17 protein-coding genes are annotated in these 15,737 nt (G+C 59.8%); 5 read left to right on the top strand and 12 right to left on the bottom strand.

Annotation, left to right across the window (positions count from 1 at the left end; all coding sequences use genetic code 11):
* Positions 1 to 100 precede the first annotated feature (100 nt).
* The 7 genes from ACKVY0_RS19790 to ACKVY0_RS19760 form a co-directional block, all read right to left on the bottom strand.
* Positions 101 to 1,306, bottom strand: coding sequence for an MFS transporter (locus ACKVY0_RS19790; protein WP_409216569.1), 1,206 nt, complete (start codon positions 1,304 to 1,306; stop codon positions 101 to 103).
* Positions 1,307 to 1,483: 177 nt separating this feature from the next.
* Positions 1,484 to 2,884, bottom strand: a complete 1,401-nt coding sequence (locus tag ACKVY0_RS19785) for an alginate export family protein (RefSeq protein WP_409216568.1) — start codon at positions 2,882 to 2,884, stop codon at positions 1,484 to 1,486.
* 36 nt (positions 2,885 to 2,920) lie between these two features.
* Entirely contained in the window at positions 2,921 to 3,799 is an 879-nt protein-coding gene (locus tag ACKVY0_RS19780) for an ABC transporter ATP-binding protein (RefSeq protein ID WP_409216567.1), read from the bottom strand.
* A complete protein-coding gene (locus ACKVY0_RS19775; protein WP_409216566.1) occupies positions 3,796 to 4,716 on the bottom strand; it encodes an ABC transporter ATP-binding protein in 921 nt (306 codons plus the stop codon). The genes ACKVY0_RS19780 and ACKVY0_RS19775 overlap by 4 nt, the downstream gene beginning before the upstream one ends.
* Positions 4,717 to 4,733: 17 nt before the next feature.
* Entirely contained in the window at positions 4,734 to 5,618 is an 885-nt protein-coding gene (ntrB, locus tag ACKVY0_RS19770) for a nitrate ABC transporter permease (RefSeq protein ID WP_409216565.1), read from the bottom strand.
* 23 nt (positions 5,619 to 5,641) lie between these two features.
* Positions 5,642 to 6,925 (bottom strand): CmpA/NrtA family ABC transporter substrate-binding protein, encoded by a 1,284-nt coding sequence (locus ACKVY0_RS19765; protein ID WP_409216564.1) that lies wholly within the window; start codon positions 6,923 to 6,925, stop codon positions 5,642 to 5,644.
* Positions 6,922 to 8,022, bottom strand: a complete 1,101-nt coding sequence (locus ACKVY0_RS19760) for a CmpA/NrtA family ABC transporter substrate-binding protein (protein WP_409216563.1) — start codon at positions 8,020 to 8,022, stop codon at positions 6,922 to 6,924. The genes ACKVY0_RS19765 and ACKVY0_RS19760 overlap by 4 nt, the downstream gene beginning before the upstream one ends.
* A gap of 93 nt (positions 8,023 to 8,115) precedes the next feature.
* On the opposite strand from ACKVY0_RS19760, the gene ACKVY0_RS19755 reads away from it, so the two are divergent.
* Complete coding sequence (locus ACKVY0_RS19755; protein ID WP_409216562.1) at positions 8,116 to 9,030, top strand: LysR family transcriptional regulator; 915 nt, start codon at positions 8,116 to 8,118, stop codon at positions 9,028 to 9,030.
* Between the two features lie 174 nt (positions 9,031 to 9,204).
* Positions 9,205 to 9,435, top strand: a complete 231-nt coding sequence (locus ACKVY0_RS19750) for a hypothetical protein (protein ID WP_409216561.1) — start codon at positions 9,205 to 9,207, stop codon at positions 9,433 to 9,435.
* A gap of 74 nt (positions 9,436 to 9,509) precedes the next feature.
* On the opposite strand, the gene ACKVY0_RS19745 is transcribed toward ACKVY0_RS19750, so the two are convergent.
* From ACKVY0_RS19745 to ACKVY0_RS19730, 4 genes are all read right to left on the bottom strand, one after another.
* Positions 9,510 to 9,659 (bottom strand): hypothetical protein, encoded by a 150-nt coding sequence (locus ACKVY0_RS19745; protein ID WP_409216560.1) that lies wholly within the window; start codon positions 9,657 to 9,659, stop codon positions 9,510 to 9,512.
* Between the two features lie 18 nt (positions 9,660 to 9,677).
* Complete coding sequence (locus tag ACKVY0_RS19740; RefSeq protein WP_409216559.1) at positions 9,678 to 10,061, bottom strand: hypothetical protein; 384 nt, start codon at positions 10,059 to 10,061, stop codon at positions 9,678 to 9,680.
* 90 nt (positions 10,062 to 10,151) lie between these two features.
* Positions 10,152 to 11,048: a hypothetical protein gene (locus ACKVY0_RS19735; protein WP_409216558.1), complete on the bottom strand. Its 897-nt coding sequence runs from the start codon at positions 11,046 to 11,048 to the stop codon at positions 10,152 to 10,154.
* Positions 11,045 to 12,247 (bottom strand): magnesium transporter, encoded by a 1,203-nt coding sequence (locus ACKVY0_RS19730; RefSeq protein ID WP_409216557.1) that lies wholly within the window; start codon positions 12,245 to 12,247, stop codon positions 11,045 to 11,047. The genes ACKVY0_RS19735 and ACKVY0_RS19730 overlap by 4 nt, the downstream gene beginning before the upstream one ends.
* A 95-nt stretch (positions 12,248 to 12,342) precedes the next feature.
* On the opposite strand from ACKVY0_RS19730, the gene ACKVY0_RS19725 reads away from it, so the two are divergent.
* The 3 genes from ACKVY0_RS19725 to ACKVY0_RS19715 all read left to right on the top strand — a co-directional run bounded on the left by ACKVY0_RS19725 (position 12,343) and on the right by ACKVY0_RS19715 (position 14,196).
* A complete protein-coding gene (locus ACKVY0_RS19725) occupies positions 12,343 to 13,326 on the top strand; it encodes a rhomboid family intramembrane serine protease (RefSeq protein WP_409216556.1) in 984 nt (327 codons plus the stop codon).
* 17 nt (positions 13,327 to 13,343) lie between these two features.
* Positions 13,344 to 13,514, top strand: coding sequence for a hypothetical protein (locus ACKVY0_RS19720; RefSeq protein WP_409216555.1), 171 nt, complete (start codon positions 13,344 to 13,346; stop codon positions 13,512 to 13,514).
* 127 nt (positions 13,515 to 13,641) lie between these two features.
* On the top strand, positions 13,642 to 14,196 hold the full coding sequence (locus tag ACKVY0_RS19715) for a cob(I)yrinic acid a,c-diamide adenosyltransferase (protein WP_409216554.1): 555 nt from the start codon (positions 13,642 to 13,644) through the stop codon (positions 14,194 to 14,196).
* A 159-nt stretch (positions 14,197 to 14,355) separates the two neighbouring features.
* Here the strand turns inward: ACKVY0_RS19715 and ACKVY0_RS19710 are convergent, their stop codons facing one another.
* Positions 14,356 to 15,735 (bottom strand): DUF1552 domain-containing protein, encoded by a 1,380-nt coding sequence (locus ACKVY0_RS19710; protein WP_409216553.1) that lies wholly within the window; start codon positions 15,733 to 15,735, stop codon positions 14,356 to 14,358.
* Positions 15,736 to 15,737 lie beyond the last annotated feature (2 nt).

Genomic DNA, 15,737 nt, shown 5'->3' with positions numbered 1-15,737 from the left:
CAGTTGATGGTTTGAAGTTGATGGTTGATAGCCTGATTGATGCACGATGCGGGCGAAGTTGGAAGCTGCCATCAACGACCAACTCTCTTTCGATCAACTTTCAGATGCGTGCCTCAGCGAGCGCACCCCAGGTGGTGCGCCAGCGCAGTTTGACGAGATTGAGACCGACGAGGGCCAGGAGGCAGAGTGCAGAGAAAGCAAGCAGGCCTGTGAGGTAGCTGCCGGTGAGTCCTTTGGAATAACCTAGCGAACTGGCGAGCATGAAACCGCCGAGACCTCCGCCACAGCCAACGAGACCGGTCATGACACCGATGTCTTTGGCAAAGCGCTGCGGCAGCAACTGGAAAACGGAGCCATTCGCCATACCGAAGGCACCTGAAGCGAGGAAGAAGCCCGCCGCACACAAAGGCAGTGATCCGGTGGAAGCTGCAAGCACGAGCGCGAGTGCCGCGACAATGAAGAAGACATGCAGCGCACGGATGCCGCCGAGACGATCCGCCAGCGCACCACCCACCGGCCGGCCAAGCGCTCCAACCAGCGTGCAGATGGCAGCCCATGATCCTGCATCGACCGGTGACATCTGAAACTCTGAGGTGAAGTAAATGATGAGCGAGGCAGCGAGGCCGGAGAAACCGCCGAAGCTGATGGTGTAGAAAAAGCAAAACCAATGCGCGTCTTTTTCCTTCAGCAGGTTCACGTAGTCCTTCAGCGTCTTCTTCTTCACCTTCACCTGCGCTTCTTTGGAATAGAACACATAAAGCGCCAACACGAGCAGAAGAGGAATGAGCGCGATCCCGAACACAGCGTTCCAGCCATAGATGGCGGCGAGACGAGGCGCGAGGATGGCATCAATGACAACACCGACATTGCCTGCGCCAGCAAGACCGAGCACGAGGCCCTGCATGTGCGGCGGATACCAGCGACCCGCCTGCGGCAGTGCCACGGCGAAGCTGGCGCCCGCCACACCGAGCACGACGCCGAGCATGAGCGTATGGGAGAACTGATGCAGCCCGGTGAGCCAGGCGATCGTCATGCCCGCGATGACGATGAGCTGGGCGATGATGCCGGTGTTCTTCGCACCAAGGCGGTCCACCAGCATGCCCAGCAGGATGCGGATGAAAGCACCCGAGAGATAAGGAATGGCAACCATGAGACCTTTTTCCTGCGGGGTGAGATGCAAGCTGGTGCCGATCTGTGCGCCGAGCGCGCCCAGGATGGTCCAGACCATAAAACTGACATCGAAATAAAGAAAAGCGGTGAGGAGCGTGGGCCAGTGACCGGATGTTTTGAGATCGGAGAGTTTCATTGGTGAGCTTGTTGGGTGGTGCTCCTTACATTAGCCGTCAGCGTGCCAAGTTTGGGCCGACCACCCAAAAGCCGCTTGAATCTTTTTGATGATATTGATGAATAATCCTCATCCATCTTTGATTCGCCTGCCACCCGGCAAAGGTGTGGCAGGCGTGGCAAAAACAGCCTGCCAGGATCAGAAGTCGATCTGCACCTGCATGTAGGCGAAGTGGGCATTGTCGCCGGCTCCAGTGTTCTTCAGGTAGTCACCGGCGATGAAGTAGCTGTAGCCGCCTTGCAGCGCGACATGAGGGTTGAGCTTGTAGATGGCGGTGACGTCGATCTCCTGACCGCGGAAACTGCTGGCGGAGGTGGCTGCGGAATTCACCGGACGCACGCGGGTGGCACCATTGACCCGGTACCAGGCGTCGTTGTTCGTGGCATTCCAGTAGAGGTGGTAGTCCATCATGACCTTCAGTTTGGCCGATGGCGTGAAGCTGAGGTTGAGCTGCGGGTTGTGCATGTTCATCCAGGCCGTCGTGTCCATGTAGCCGTAGAACAGATGGTTGGTGGGATAAAGATTCTGAAAGGTGCCGACGTCGCCATCCGCCGAGTTGCTGTCGCCAGAGGCGTAGTTGTACTGAACGCCCAGACGGGGTTTCCATGAGGATTTCAGCCAGTTGTAACCCGTACCCCAATGGCCGGCGAAGGCCTTGAGGGTGCGACCGCCCACCTTGCCGGTTTGGAGCGCCATCTCGGTCTCATAATCGAAGCCGTTGAGCTTCTTGGGGTTGCCTTTCCACAGCGTTCCCAGGGTGTAGAAATTCGTCGTGCCGATGGGAGCGCCGAAGGTGGCCAGCCCGTCGTCACGATTGTGGAAGAAATAGAAGTCGGTCGTGGTGTTGAATGGCACGAAGGCGGTGCTGAGATAAGCGCCGCTGAAGATCGCGTTACGACCATCGCCCTGGTCGATAAAATCAGACTGATTCCAGACATTGTTGATGTAACTCACCGGACTGGAGGTGAAGAGATCGAGCGACCAGGTGCTGGTCGTGTAGCGAAACTTGGCGGCGTCGAAGGTGCGCGCCTGATTGAGCCACTCCAGTGGCCCGACGAGGCGTTGATCGCCATAAGAGAGGAACTGGCGGCCGAGCGTGGCGCTCAGGCCTTTTTTAATGTTCCCGATCTGGATGTAGGCCTTGAGGATGTCGAAGATGTCATCGCCTTCGGCACCAGCGACCCCGGCCATGTTGGGACGACTGCCGCCGATTTCGCGAACATCCTGGCCCTGCACATAGAGCTTGAGCCAAGGATTGATATCGTAGCCGAGGCCAAGACGAAAGCGTTGCAGCAGCCAGGAGGCGTCCTGCAAGCCGTTGACGGCGCTGTTAAAGTCGAAATTGTTTTCCCGGATCTCGAATCGCATTTTTTCCTGCAAATCGACGGTGAGAGCGCCGAATTTGATGGGAGCATAGGCAGGAACAACGGGAGCCGGCCCGTAGGCAGGCCCCGCTGGCGGGGTTGCCGTTTTTGGGGCGGGTGTTTGGGAGAATGCGAGCGACGTGGTCACTAGCAAGAGCGGGAGCAGCCTTTTCATGATGTTATGTGTGTGGTGGGGTGTGGGTTTATCGACTCAAGCGGCGGCTGAGGGGAAAGGGATGGCATGAGCAGCCAGTTCGGCGGCCATGTCAGGAGATGGGACGAACTTCGGCTCACGACTCGGACGGATGTGCGAGCGTTCGTTGAGGAAGGTGATGAGGTGCTCGCGCAGTTCGTAGTAGCGCGGGTCTTCCATGATTTGCTTGCGGTTACGCGGACGCTCGAAGGGGATCTTCAAGATGTCGCCGACTTCGGCCTCGGGGCCGTCGGTCATCATCACCACACGGTCGGAGAGGAAGATGGCCTCATCGACATCATGCGTGACCATGAGCGTGGTGATGCGATTGCGGCGCCACAGTTCGAGCAGCACTTCCTGCAATTCATAACGTGTGAGCGAGTCCAGCATGCCGAAAGGTTCGTCGAGCAGCAGCATCTTGGGTTGCAGCACGAACGCGCGGGCGATGCCAACGCGCTGGCGCATGCCCTGTGAGAGTTCACCGGGATATTTGTGCATCGCTTCACCCAGACCGACGATGGTGAGGTAGTACTCGGCCATCTGGCGTCGCTCGGCCTTGCTGGCGGTGAAATAGACCTGGTTCACGCCAAGCATGACGTTTTCAAACGCGGTCATCCACGGCAGGAGACAGGGCGATTGGAACACAATGCCACGATCTGGGCCAGGGCCGCTGGCTTCACGGCCACCGAGAATCATGTTGCCCTGGCTGAGATCGCTGAGACCGGCGACCATCATGAGCACAGTGCTCTTACCGCAGCCGCTGTGACCGATGAGCGTGGTGAATTCGCCCTCCTTGAGTTTGAGGTTGAAGTTTTTAACGATCGTCGCCGGACCTTTCGGTGTGTCGTACGTCTTCCAGAGACGATCCAGTTCGAGCATGGGCAGCGGAGAACTCATACAGCCACCTCCACTTCTTCGCGTTTGTTGTCAGAGCGGCGCTTCGGTCCGCTACGAGTGAGGAACTGAAGCGAGTTCACATAGGTGAGGTCTTCGGGCAGGATGTCGGGCATTGTGAGCTTCACGCTGGTCTTCGATTTCGTGCGACCTTTGGCATCCAGCAGCGTGGTAATGAGCTGAGTGCGGAGTTTCTTGAACTTGGGGTCGTGATTGAGTGTTTTGCGATCACGCGGACGCTCCAGGTCCACCACCATGGGTTCGCCGAGAGTGGCGGGAGATGTAGGCAGCAGCGGAATGACACGATCCGCGAGCAGGAGCGCCTCATCAGGATCATTCGTGATCCACAGCACGGTGGTGAGATTCTCACGCCAGATGTCGCTGATCTCGTCCTGCAACGTGGCTCGCGTGAGGGCATCGAGGGCGCTGAGTGGTTCGTCGAGCAGCAGCACTTTCGGTTGCATGGCCAACGTGCGGGCGACGGAAACGCGTTGCCGCATGCCGCCGGAGAGTTCTTTGGGCAGTTTGTGTGCTGCGGCGGTAAGTTTGACCATCTCGATGTACTTCTTCACATGCGCGACACGCTGCTCCTTGGTCCAGTCTCTGAATACTTCATCAACGGCGAGCGCGATGTTCTCCTCCACGGTGAGCCAGGGCAGCAGCGAGTAGTTTTGGAAGACCAACCCGCGATCCGGCCCGGGTTCCGTGATCTTTTTGCCTTCGATCAATGCCTCACCGGCATCAGGCTTCACCAAGCCGGAGATGAGATTGATGAGCGTGCTCTTGCCTGAGCCGGAGTAACCGACGATGACGACAAACTCGCCCTGGTTCAGGCTGAGATTGATGTTCTTGAGCACTTCCGTGCGATTGCCCGGAAGTCCAAAGCCTTTGGAGGCACCTTTGATTTCGATAAGCGGCATATCTTGATCAGAGTGGGTTAAGCGGTCTTGAAGCGCGATTCGATGACACTCATCAGGCGGTCGAGCACGTAGCCGACGACACCGATGGTGAGGATGCAGAGAATGATGTGGGCGTAGCTGTTGGCGTTGTATTGCTGCCAGAGGAAGCCGCCGACTCCCGGACGACCGGTGAGCATTTCCACGGCGACGATGACCAGCCAGGCAATGCCGAGGCTCAAGCGGAAGCCGGTGAACATGTAAGGCAGCGTGGCAGGCACGAGAACCTTCCACAGCGTCTTCGATTTCGAAAGCTTGAGCACCTTGGCGACATTCAGGTAGTCCTGCGGCACGGCACGGACGCCGACGGCGGTGTTCATCACCGTGGGCCACATCGCACAAATGGCGATGGTGAAGAGAGCGGCGGCATCCGAGGCACCGAAGGTGGTGCGACCGTCACCGTTGACGATCTTGACCCCGCTGAAGAGAATCATGCCGAGTGGCAGCCAAGCGAGCGGCGAAACGGGCCGCAACACCTGGATAATGGGATCAAAGGCCTTCGTGAATGGTTTCGAGAGGCCAAGGAAGAAGCCAATCGGCGTACCGATGACGAGTGCGATGAAATAGCCCTGCGCCACGAGCACGAGCGACATCCACGTGAACCGCAATATGCCCTGATCCAGCTCGCCACGTTTCGCGAAAGGCTCGGTAACGTAGAGCTTGCTCGCTGTCCAAGTCTCCGCTGGAGTCGGGAGATCGGCGGAGATGCCCTGGCGTTTCGTGACCTTCACAGTATCTCCCCAATCATCCTTTTTTGTCGTGATCACGGACTTCCCGGCAATGACATACCAAAGGAAGCAGCAGACCAGGATCGCCGCGAGCGGCAGATAGATGGAGTCGAGTTTGTAGCGTTGGATCAGGTGCATAATGCGGCTATGCGGTTTTGGGGTTAAGCTTTGAGCGTCTTCACGGCAAAGGATGTGGCATAGGCTTCGAGATCGGCCTTCGGATCGAAGGAGACGCCGTCGAACAGGGTCTCGGCCTTCTCATCAGCACCGCCGTGGGCGTAGCCGATTTCCTTCATGGCTTCTTCATAGAGATCGGAGCGCATGACCTGCTTCGCGACGCCTTCATAATCGGGCGCGCCTTCGACGAAGCCCCAGCGGCGAAGCTGCGTGAGCCACCACTTGGCGTACTTGGCCTGCGGGTAGTTGCAGTTGCGGTCGCTAAAGATCATGTAATCGGGGTCTTTGATCTTGCGGCCATCGCCCATGTCATACTTGCCCATGAGACGGCCAAGGATCGTTTCCGGCGGGCAGTTGATGTAGGTCGCGGCGCTGACGATCTGGGCCTGCTCTTCGCGGTTTTCCATCTTGTCGAGCCAGACACCGGCTTCATGCAGCGCCTTCATCACAGCCTTGACGGTCTTCGGATTCTTGGCGGCGAATTCTTCCGTGAAGGCGCAGACTTTCTCGGGATGATCCTTCCAGATGCCTTGTGTGGCGATGGAGGTATAACCAATGTCTTCGGCGATGGTCTTGGCGTTCCAAGGTTCACCGACACAGAAGCCGTCCATCTTGCCGACCTTCATGTTCGCCACCATTTGCGGCGGCGGCACGGTGATGAGAGAAACATCCGCACCGGCACCGGCAGCGTCGCCCGGATTGATGCCGCCGGCGGCGAGGTAGTAACGCATCCACATCGCGTGCGTTCCCGGCGGGAAGGTCATGGCGAAGGTCAGCGGGTTGCCCTTGGCTTTCGCTTCATCGACGAAGGGTTTCAGCGCTTTCGGATCAGCGGCGACCTTGCCTTTGAAGGTGTTGGCAAGCGTGATGGCTTGGCCGTTGCGGTTCAGAATGAAGGGCGCGATCATCGGCTTCTTCGGCGCACCACCGAGGCCCATCGTGGAGGCAATCGGCATGCCCAGCAGCATGTGCGTGGCCTGGATGTCGCCATTGGTGAGCGAATCGCGAATGGCGGCCCAGCTTGCGCCTTTGCTGACGGTGGAGTTGATGCCGTATTTTTTGAACAGGCCTTTTTCGTGGGCCAGAATGATGCTGGAACAATCGGTGAGGGCGATGATACCGAGTTTGATGTCGGGCATTTCTGGTGAGTCGTCCGCATAGGCGGAGCCGACCCAGCCTTGCGGCAGGCCGCTGAAGAGGGCACCGAGACCGGCGGTGGCACCGGTGCGGAGGATGGAACGACGGGTGATGGGAGTGGTGGGTTTCATGCGTGGGCGAGTTTGGTTCGTTTGTTGGTTTTAGGGGCGGCGGCGGATGCTTTGGGAAAAGTGATGGCGCTGGAGGACCAGCATTGGCGCAGTACCACGGTGGCTTCGGCACGCTGCGATGGTTGCAGCAGGCCATGAGCGATGAATTCATCGAGCAGCCAGCGTCCACGCTCGCTGGTGGGCTCATTGGCGTCACTGCGATGGAAAATGTGGAAGTTGGTGACATCCGCTGTCGTCTCGGTGCCGAGATCGAGCGGGCCGACGAGCGAGCGCTTCAAGATTTCTTCGTTGCCATTGAAGTAACCGCTGGCGGCGAGGATGTGCGCCACTTCCATGCGGTTTTCCTTCACATCGCAGAACACACAGGCTTCTTTGAGTGCCTGAATGATGGCGGCGGCCTCCTCGGCGTGGCGTTGGATGAAGCTCTCGGTCGTGAGCAGTACTTTTTCAGGATGTCCAGGTGCAAGCTGCTCGCTGGTGGCGGCGATCCAGCCGATGCCGCGTTCGACGGCGACGGAGTTCCATGGCTCGCCGACGCAGTAACCATCCACGAGGCCGGCGGCAAGATTGGCGACCACCTGAGTGGGAGGCAGCACCACGATGCGCACCTCGCCGTCCACGTCGATGCCGCCGGAACACAGCCACTGACGCAGGAGGAAATTGTGGGACGAGCAACGCGAGACAACACCAAAGGTGAAGCGACGGCTGGTGGTGCTGCGGATGAGTTTCTTCAAGCTCGCGGCATCACGCACGCCACGATTCCAGAGATCACGACTCAGCGTGATTGCGTTGCCGTGCAGATTGAAGACGAACGGTGCCACCACCCGGCAGGGCGGCGTGCTGAGGCCCATGCGCATGGCCAGCGCGAGGCCGGCAATGGCGTGGGCGGCATCCACCTGGCCATAAAGGAGTTTCTCCCGAATGGTGGCCCATCCGACCTCACAACTTAACTCAACTCGAACGCCATGTTTGGTGAACAGCTCACGCTCCTTGGCCACCAGCAGCGGCGCGCAGTCGGCCAGCGGGATGAACCCGATGCGCACCGGCTGGATGACTCCGCTGAGAGCAGGTTGGTGAGAGTGAGCGGCTTTGGACATGACAGCCATCCTCTAAGCATCAGCAGTGCCAGCATGCCAAACTCATGCATAAACAGCGCGCAAAGTTTTTCACTTCGCGTATGAATTGCATTCATGGACCATACCATCGACACCCGTCAGCTCCGCGCCTTCGTCTGCCTTGCACGCAGCGGCAGCTTCACGCAGGCAGGGCGCGAGCTGCATCTCACGCAGAGCGCGATCAGCCACGCGATCAAGTCGCTCGAAACCGATCTGAGCAGCCAGCTTTTCCACCGTCAGGGCAAGAGCGTGCATCTCACCCATGCCGGTCGCGAGCTACTGCCGCATGCGGAGGCAATCCTGCAATCCATGAGCCATGCACGCGCCGTACTGGGCACGCTGGATCAAACCCCGCGCGGCAAGCTTCGCATCGGCTGCACCACGGCGGCGGCGCAGTTCATCCTGCCGACGGTGTTTCGCGAATTCAAAGAGAGCTTCCCTCTCTATGAGATCAAAGTCATCACCGGCGAGACGCCGGACACGATCGAGCGGCTGGTGAAGAATCAAATCGACATCTCCGTCAGTTTGCGGCCGCAGGATGTGAAGCGGCTGAACTGCCACGCGATCTTTGATGACGAACTCGAGTTTCTCGTGTCACCGCTGCATCCGTGGGCGCAGAAAGCACCGAAACTCAAGGATGCCGCGAGCGAGACCTTCATCGTCGCCAGCCGCAACAGCCTGAACTTTGCGCTGATTCAAGAGTTCTTCATGAAGCAGGGCGTGCGCTTGAGTTCATTCATCGAACTCGGCAGCTCCGAGGCCACGAAGGAGCTGGCGAAGCTCGGCATCGGTGTGGCGATTGCCGCACGCTGGATCGCGCGAGCGGAGATCGAGGCGGGGCAGTTGATCGCGCTGCCATTGCCGAAAGCGAAGCTGAAACGCCGCTGGGTCGTCTCCACGCTGAAGGATCGGCCCTTAAACCTGCCGGAGCGCACGTTCATCGGTCTGTGCGAGGAAGTGGGACGGCGGATGATTGATGTCAGGATTTAAAAAGATTCACCGCCGCAACGCGCCGATCAGCTCGTCGAGCTTGTTCTCGATGGCCTGCACATGCAGAGCCATGATATGCCAGCGGAGTTGAATAGATGCCCGTCAGGCTCGTCGAAGCCCGGACTTTGCGGCTCCACACAGGTCCGCAGGCCACATCAACAACAGCCATCCATCATGAAACCATCCAATAAACTCAATCGTCCTGTCACCTGGGCGGGTGCGGCTCTCGCACTCGTCGCTATCATCGCCTTTGCCATGCCAGCGCAGGCCGTTTCGCTGCTCGATCTGGCAACCGCCACGATGCGCGAACATCTATGCACGCGTTTCTGCGGCCATCACTGCCATCACCACGGACATGAGTGGTGTGGCGGCTACGAGCACTTCTGGTGCCCAGGGCATCATTAAGCGCTGGAGCGCGCGTCTCAGTCCGGCTTGCGTGAAGAACCAGCCTGCGGCGCAGGCTGGTTTTTTTATGCCGGTTACCGCCGCAATGCGCTGATCAGCTCATCGAGCTTGTTCGCGATGGCCTGCATCTCGCCTTGCGTCGGCGGATCACTCACCGTCATGCCGAGCGTGTTCACCGCATTCGTGTTGCTGCGGGTGCCGCCGATGGCGTTGCTGAGCTGCATGTTCGACACTTTACCGGCTCATGACTGGAGCAACATGATCACCGCCATCGCCAGCATCAGTCCGTCTTCGATGATGGTGACGGTGGACATGAGAAGCTGAAAGACGATGCCGGGCGGGCTTTTGAACCAGCCGGGATCGCTGCCATCGGCGGGGAGTGAGTCGCGCACTTTGAGAATGGTGAACATGCCGCCCATGGTGATGTAGTCGTATTGTCTGGGGCCGCCGATCATGGGCAGGGAGTTGGCGGGAACCTTCATGCCCATATCGCCCATGTCCCCCATGCCGGTGGCTTCCATCGTCATGTAGCCGGGCGCGAGTTTGCGGATCGTTTTGTCCAGTCCTGTCTCGCTGATGCCAATGAGATTGCCGAACTCATGCCCCATCAAGGAGCGAAAGTTCACACAAGAGATAAGCGCCGCCAGCCTATCTATTGGATGGGCATTGTTCAAAAATTTCCTCCCAACCTTATAAGGGCCGGTGTCCAGCACTCATCAGCACACGGGCGCGATGGCGACGGTTTGAAGCCTGTCGCAGCTTGTGAGCAGCTTCTGGCGCAAAACGGCAGCCTTGGCCGCCAGATCACGTTGTTCACGCTCATACTGCGCACGGCCTTCGACCGTTTCGATTTTCACGGTTTCGTAGCCCATGGCGCTGAGGTCATACGGACTGGCGCGCATGTCGAGATCACGGCCCGCGAGCGCGAGCAGGAAGCATTCGCCAATGAGATCGGAGCCGGTCCAGGGCCAGAGTTTGGAGGACCATTTGTACAAATCCATGTTCGCGTGGAGGCAGGCGGACTGTTCGAGATCGGGACGGGAGTCGAGCGTGGGCTGCAAGGAATTCAGCGGACGCGCCTCGGGTGTGAAGAAGCGGAACGCGTCGTAGTGCGAGCAGCAGACGGGTTGTGACGCGACGAAGGCGGCGAGTTCTGCGGCAGGAAGGCGCAGCTCGTAACCTTGATGCCGCACCTGCTCCGTTGACTGGCGATACACCATGGCCCACTCATGCAGGCCGTAGCAGGTGAAGCGCCCTGCCCTGCCGAGGATGCGTGTGCAAAGCATGACGACCCACGCGGCGAATTCACGTTCACGCTGCATGAAGCGGCGTGCATCGAGATGCAGTAGGCCGTTTTCTTTGATGAAGCGGTCACTTTGCAGCCAGGGACACGATTCGAGATCGGCGGCGGTGATTTCAAGGCTCACGCCGAATGGCGGCACCCATTGCTTGAGCTTGGCGGGCGCGAAGCTGTAATAGGTGAACAAAAAATCATGCACCGGATGCTTGGCACCACGACTGCGGCGGTCCACGAAGGCATCCGCATGAGCGGCGACGCGGTCGTGATGCGACTGCATGCGCGAACGCCATTCATCGCGAACCAAGACGATCATGGCACCAACAAAGTCGCCAGGCCGAGGAAGGTGCCCATGCTGATCACATCCGTAGCGGTGGTGAGGAAGATGCTGGAGGCGGTGGCAGGATCAGCGCCGAACTTCCGCAACGTGAGTGGAATCAACGCGCCACTGAGACCGCTGACGACACAACTGGCCACCATCGCCATCCACACGACAACGGCGAGCACACCCGGGCTGGGATTGCCGTTCATGCGCGCATACACATACATGCCGAGACCGGCGGAGACACCGACGAGCATGCCATTGAGCAAACCGAGCAATCCTTCCTTCATCACGAGCTTGCGTTCCTCGCCCGATTTCAAGTCGCCAAGAGTCATGCCGCGCAGCGCCACGGCGAGCGCCTGACAGCCGGTGTTGCCGGATTGTCCTGCAAGAACCGGCAGAAACACCGCGAGAAGCACCAGACGATCGAGCGTGCCTTGGAAAACGCCGACCACAGCAGCAGCGACGAAGCAGGTGAGCAGATTGATCTGCAGCCAGGGATGGCGGTAGCGCAGGCTGCGCAGCAGCGGCGTGGAAAGACGCTCCTCGTTCTTCACACCGACCATCGATCCGACCTGGGCGCTGATTTCGATGGCTCGTGCTTCAAAGAGCGTCTGTCCGCGCACCAGTCCGAGGAGATGCCCCGCAGCGTCGCAGACGGGATAGACTGGATAGTGCTGGCCCACGCACGACTTCATCGCCTCGGTCAGCAGCATGTCGGGCCGCAGGGTGAAAACGTCCGTGTACATCACCTCCCGCAGCGTGTTGTGAGGTTTGGCCAGCATCAGGTCGCGCATCACAAGCACGCCGAGGAGCTTGTTGGCATCGTCAGTGACGTAACCGTAGGTGACAAAGGCCGTCCTGGTCAGCTTGCGCAGTTCCTCAATCGTCTCACCCACGGTCAGGGACGGGCGGAATACTGCGACCGGTGACTCCATGAGCCAGCCGACGCTGTCGTCGGGATATTCGCGGTTGGCCTGCCACTGGCGGGTTTTTTCGAGCGGCACAAAGTGCAGCGCGGCGGTGCGTGGGGCGTCCTCCATCTCCTCCATCACCTGCTGTGCGACCAGCGGGTTCAGTTGCTGGAGCACCTTGGCGGCGTCCTCGCCCGAAGCTTGTTCCAGCAGGTCAGCGGCGTCATGCGCACCACTCCCGGAGACGGCGGCAAGCAGAGATTCGGAGGTCGAGTTCATGCAATAGGAGAGCGTAACCGACGCGGACCGGCTTGTCACCAGTCCGGGCGAAAAAAACCTCGCGCAAGACGCGCTGGCGCGCACATTCCCACCCTATGGCCTTGTACGACCGCGATTACATGCGCGAATCATCTCCCCGTTCGTTCACGCAGACGCTGCGTGGCCTCACGGCGTTGCAATGCTTCCTCGCGCTGAACATCGCGGTGTTTGTGATGCAGTTCGTGTTTGAGACTGGCTCCATCCGCCATCCACTGACAGGCGACATCCTACCGCTGGGCGGCGTGAGTGTGCATGAGCTGTCGCAGGGAAAAATCTGGACGCTGCTCACCTACATGTTTGTGCATGGCAGCCTGGGCCACCTGCTGCTGAATGTGCTCATGCTCTACTTCGCCGGGAGCGGCGTGCAGCAGCGCTTCGGCAGCCACCATTTCGTGCTGATCTATCTGCTCGCCGGCATTGCGGGTGCCGGCGCTGAGATGGCGGTGAACGGCTATCGCGGCGACACGATCACGCCGCTGGTGGGCGCTTCAGCCTCGGCCTTCGGTCTGCTCACCGCCCTGGCGGTGGTGCTGCCCAATGAGGAGATCACCGCCTTCATCTATTTCATCATTCCCGTGCGGATGCGGCTGTGGACGCTGGCCAAAGGCCTGTTCCTCATCCAGCTCGTCTTCGGTTTGGCAGGTGTGTTGTTCAACATCCTGCCCGAGGGAATGCAGATCGCCTACTTCGCGCATCTCGGCGGCGCGGCGCTGGGTTGGTTCTATGCGCGCAGCCTCGGCTACGGTGGCCGGCCGCTCACGTATGCCAGCCAGTGGCAGCCGACGACGGCGCAAACCCACCGCCAGCCTGCCATGGCCCGCGCCCGCGTGCGTCCCGTCGTCGATCTTGAGCAGGAACCGATGAAGGCAGCACCAAGCAGGCCGCTTGATCCGGTGGAGTCCTTGATCGAAGCCGAAGTCGATCCACTGCTCGATAAAATCAATCTGCACGGCATGGATAGCCTCACGGACGAGGAAAAACGGCGGCTGGAACGTGCCAGCCGCGAGGTGGACCGCCACCGGCAGGCCAAGGGCGCTTGAAGCACAGCCTTCATCCCATGCTCGCCTCACGTTCCGCCCGACTCGCCGCCACGCTGCTCCTGGCACTGCTGCTGGGCTGGACGGTTCGCGCTTATCGCAAAGGTGAAGCGCCTGCCCCGCTAGTGGTCCCGGCACCATTGGCCGCACCGATTGAAGAAACACCGAAAACGGCCTTCCCCGACGAGTGAGAGCGGTTGATGGCTGCGAGTTGATGGTTGATAGCCTCCCGACACCCGCAGGCTTGGCATGGGGACGCGACTAGTCACTTCGCAGCCTGTCCATCAACTCTCAACCACCCACCATCAACTCAGGATCATGTCCATCGCCACCCGCAAAGGAGACCAAGGCCAGACCGACCTGCTATTCGGTTGCCGCCTCGCCAAATCCCATCCTCGCGTCCACGCCCTCGGTGCGGTGGATGAATTGAACGCCGCACTCGGCCCGCTGCGCATCGCCGCCGCACGCGCGGAGACGCAGGAAATCGTGCCGCAGGTGCAGCGCTGGCTCATCAGCCTCATGGGCGAACTCGCCACCCCGCCCGGCGATGAAACCCGCTACGCTGAAACCCACACCGACCGTATCTCCACCAAGAACGTTACTTGGCTCGATGACTGGGTCGCGAAACTCGAAGCGGGCGGTGCGCTGAAATTCAAAGGCTGGGCGCTGCCCGGTGAGGCCGGTGTCATGAGCGGTGCCTATGCCGATCTCGCCCGCGTCGCCTGCCGCCGTGCGGAGCGCAACATCATCGACCTGCAAGGCACGCCGGACGGCCTGCCCAATGAGGAAATCATCCGCTTCCTCAACCGCCTCTCGGACGTGCTCTGGCTGCTGGCACGCTGGGAGGAGCAACAGAACGTAGCGGACGACTGACCGCTTCGAGAGCAAGAACAGCGACATGACCGGGCAGGCGCAGATCGACTTCAAGGCCGTCGATTTCGGCACCTGCCAAATTGATGACCTGAAGCTGTGGGAGAGGAAGTGAGCTTGGAAGGCCACCTGATGCTTTTGAGGAGTGCCCGCGCTCCTTTCTCACACCTTCATCATCTCTTTGATCTGCTTCGTCGCGATACCGATGGGCCGGTCTAGCGGCACACCGGCACACGCGAGCAGCGTGGTGAGCAAGTCGCCTTGATTGCCTTTTGTGTTGGGCAGGAAGCGCCCCGTGTTGATGGAGCCGCCACCGCCACCAGCAATGATGAAGGGGAGGTTTTCGCGAGAATGCTTGTTCCCGTCTTCGAGACCGCTGCCCCACATCATGATGCAGTTGTCGAGCAGTGTGCCGTCGCCTTCGCGGAGGCTGGCCATCTTCCTCACCATATAAGCGAACTGGTCGATGTTGAACTTCGTGATCGCGGCGACTTTACCAGCCTTGCCGACCTCGTTGTTGTGATGGGTTTGGGAGTGATGCGCGTCATTGAACCCGAGTTCGGGATAGGACACCCCGTTCGGCGTAGAGCCGATGTAGGTGCTCACGCGGGTCGTGTCGGTCTGAAAAGCCAGCACATTGAGGTCACACATCACCTGCATGTATTCGCTGCGTTTGTCGCCCACGGGAATTTTGATCTCGATGGGCGGTGAATCGCTGGCTGTGCGTTTGCTGGCAGCGACACCGGCTTTTTCGAGCGCCGCTTCTTTTTGGCGATACTCAATAGCGGCGATGCGGCGCTCCACGGCACGCACGCTGTCGAGGTATTCATCCAGCTTGTGCTGATCCTCCTGCGGCAGCCTACGGCGCAGGTCCTTCGCTCCACCGATGACCAAATCCAGCATCTGCCGATCCAGCGGGTCCGCTTGGGCCACGTGACCGGGTTTGTCGGACTTGCCGAAGAGTCGATTCAGCACGCTGCGTGGGTTCGTCTCAGCAGGCACGGCCTGCGTGGGCGAACGGAAGCTGCAATGCGAGTAATAGCCCTCATTCAGCCCCTCTTGGTTCTCCTTGTGCGTCTGCGGCATCGTCGCCAACTCCAGCGATGGCAACGAAGTGAGTCCACCCACGTAATTCGCCGCGATCTGGTCCGCAGAGATGGCGATGTTGATGCGATTCCGTGTCGCCGCATCCGGCAACTGCGCCGTGAGCCAAGTGGATAGCTCCAGCGCATGTGGAGCACCATTGAACGGCGAGATCGGCACGCCCGCGATGCCCTTCATCAGCAAGCATTGGCTAAGCACGGGCCGCAGCGACTCCAAAGCCGGCGGCGGCGACTTCAGGAAGCTCTCCGGCGTCGCAGGCCAAAACTGATCCATGATCACCCCATGCGGCATATACATGAAGCCGATGCGGACCGGTGCTTTGAAAGGCCTGCCTTTGGCGGCTTCGGCCCAGCCCATGGTTTCCAAAAGCGGCAGCGCGAGCGAGGCTCCGATGCCTCTGAGGCAGGTGCGGCGATCAATGAGGGCTTTGTTTCTCATGG

Source organism: Prosthecobacter sp., from assembly GCF_046154365.1.
GTDB lineage: Bacteria > Verrucomicrobiota > Verrucomicrobiia > Verrucomicrobiales > Verrucomicrobiaceae > Prosthecobacter.
Note: the sequence above shows the minus strand (reverse complement) of the source record. Positions and strands in the feature narration are given on the sequence as shown.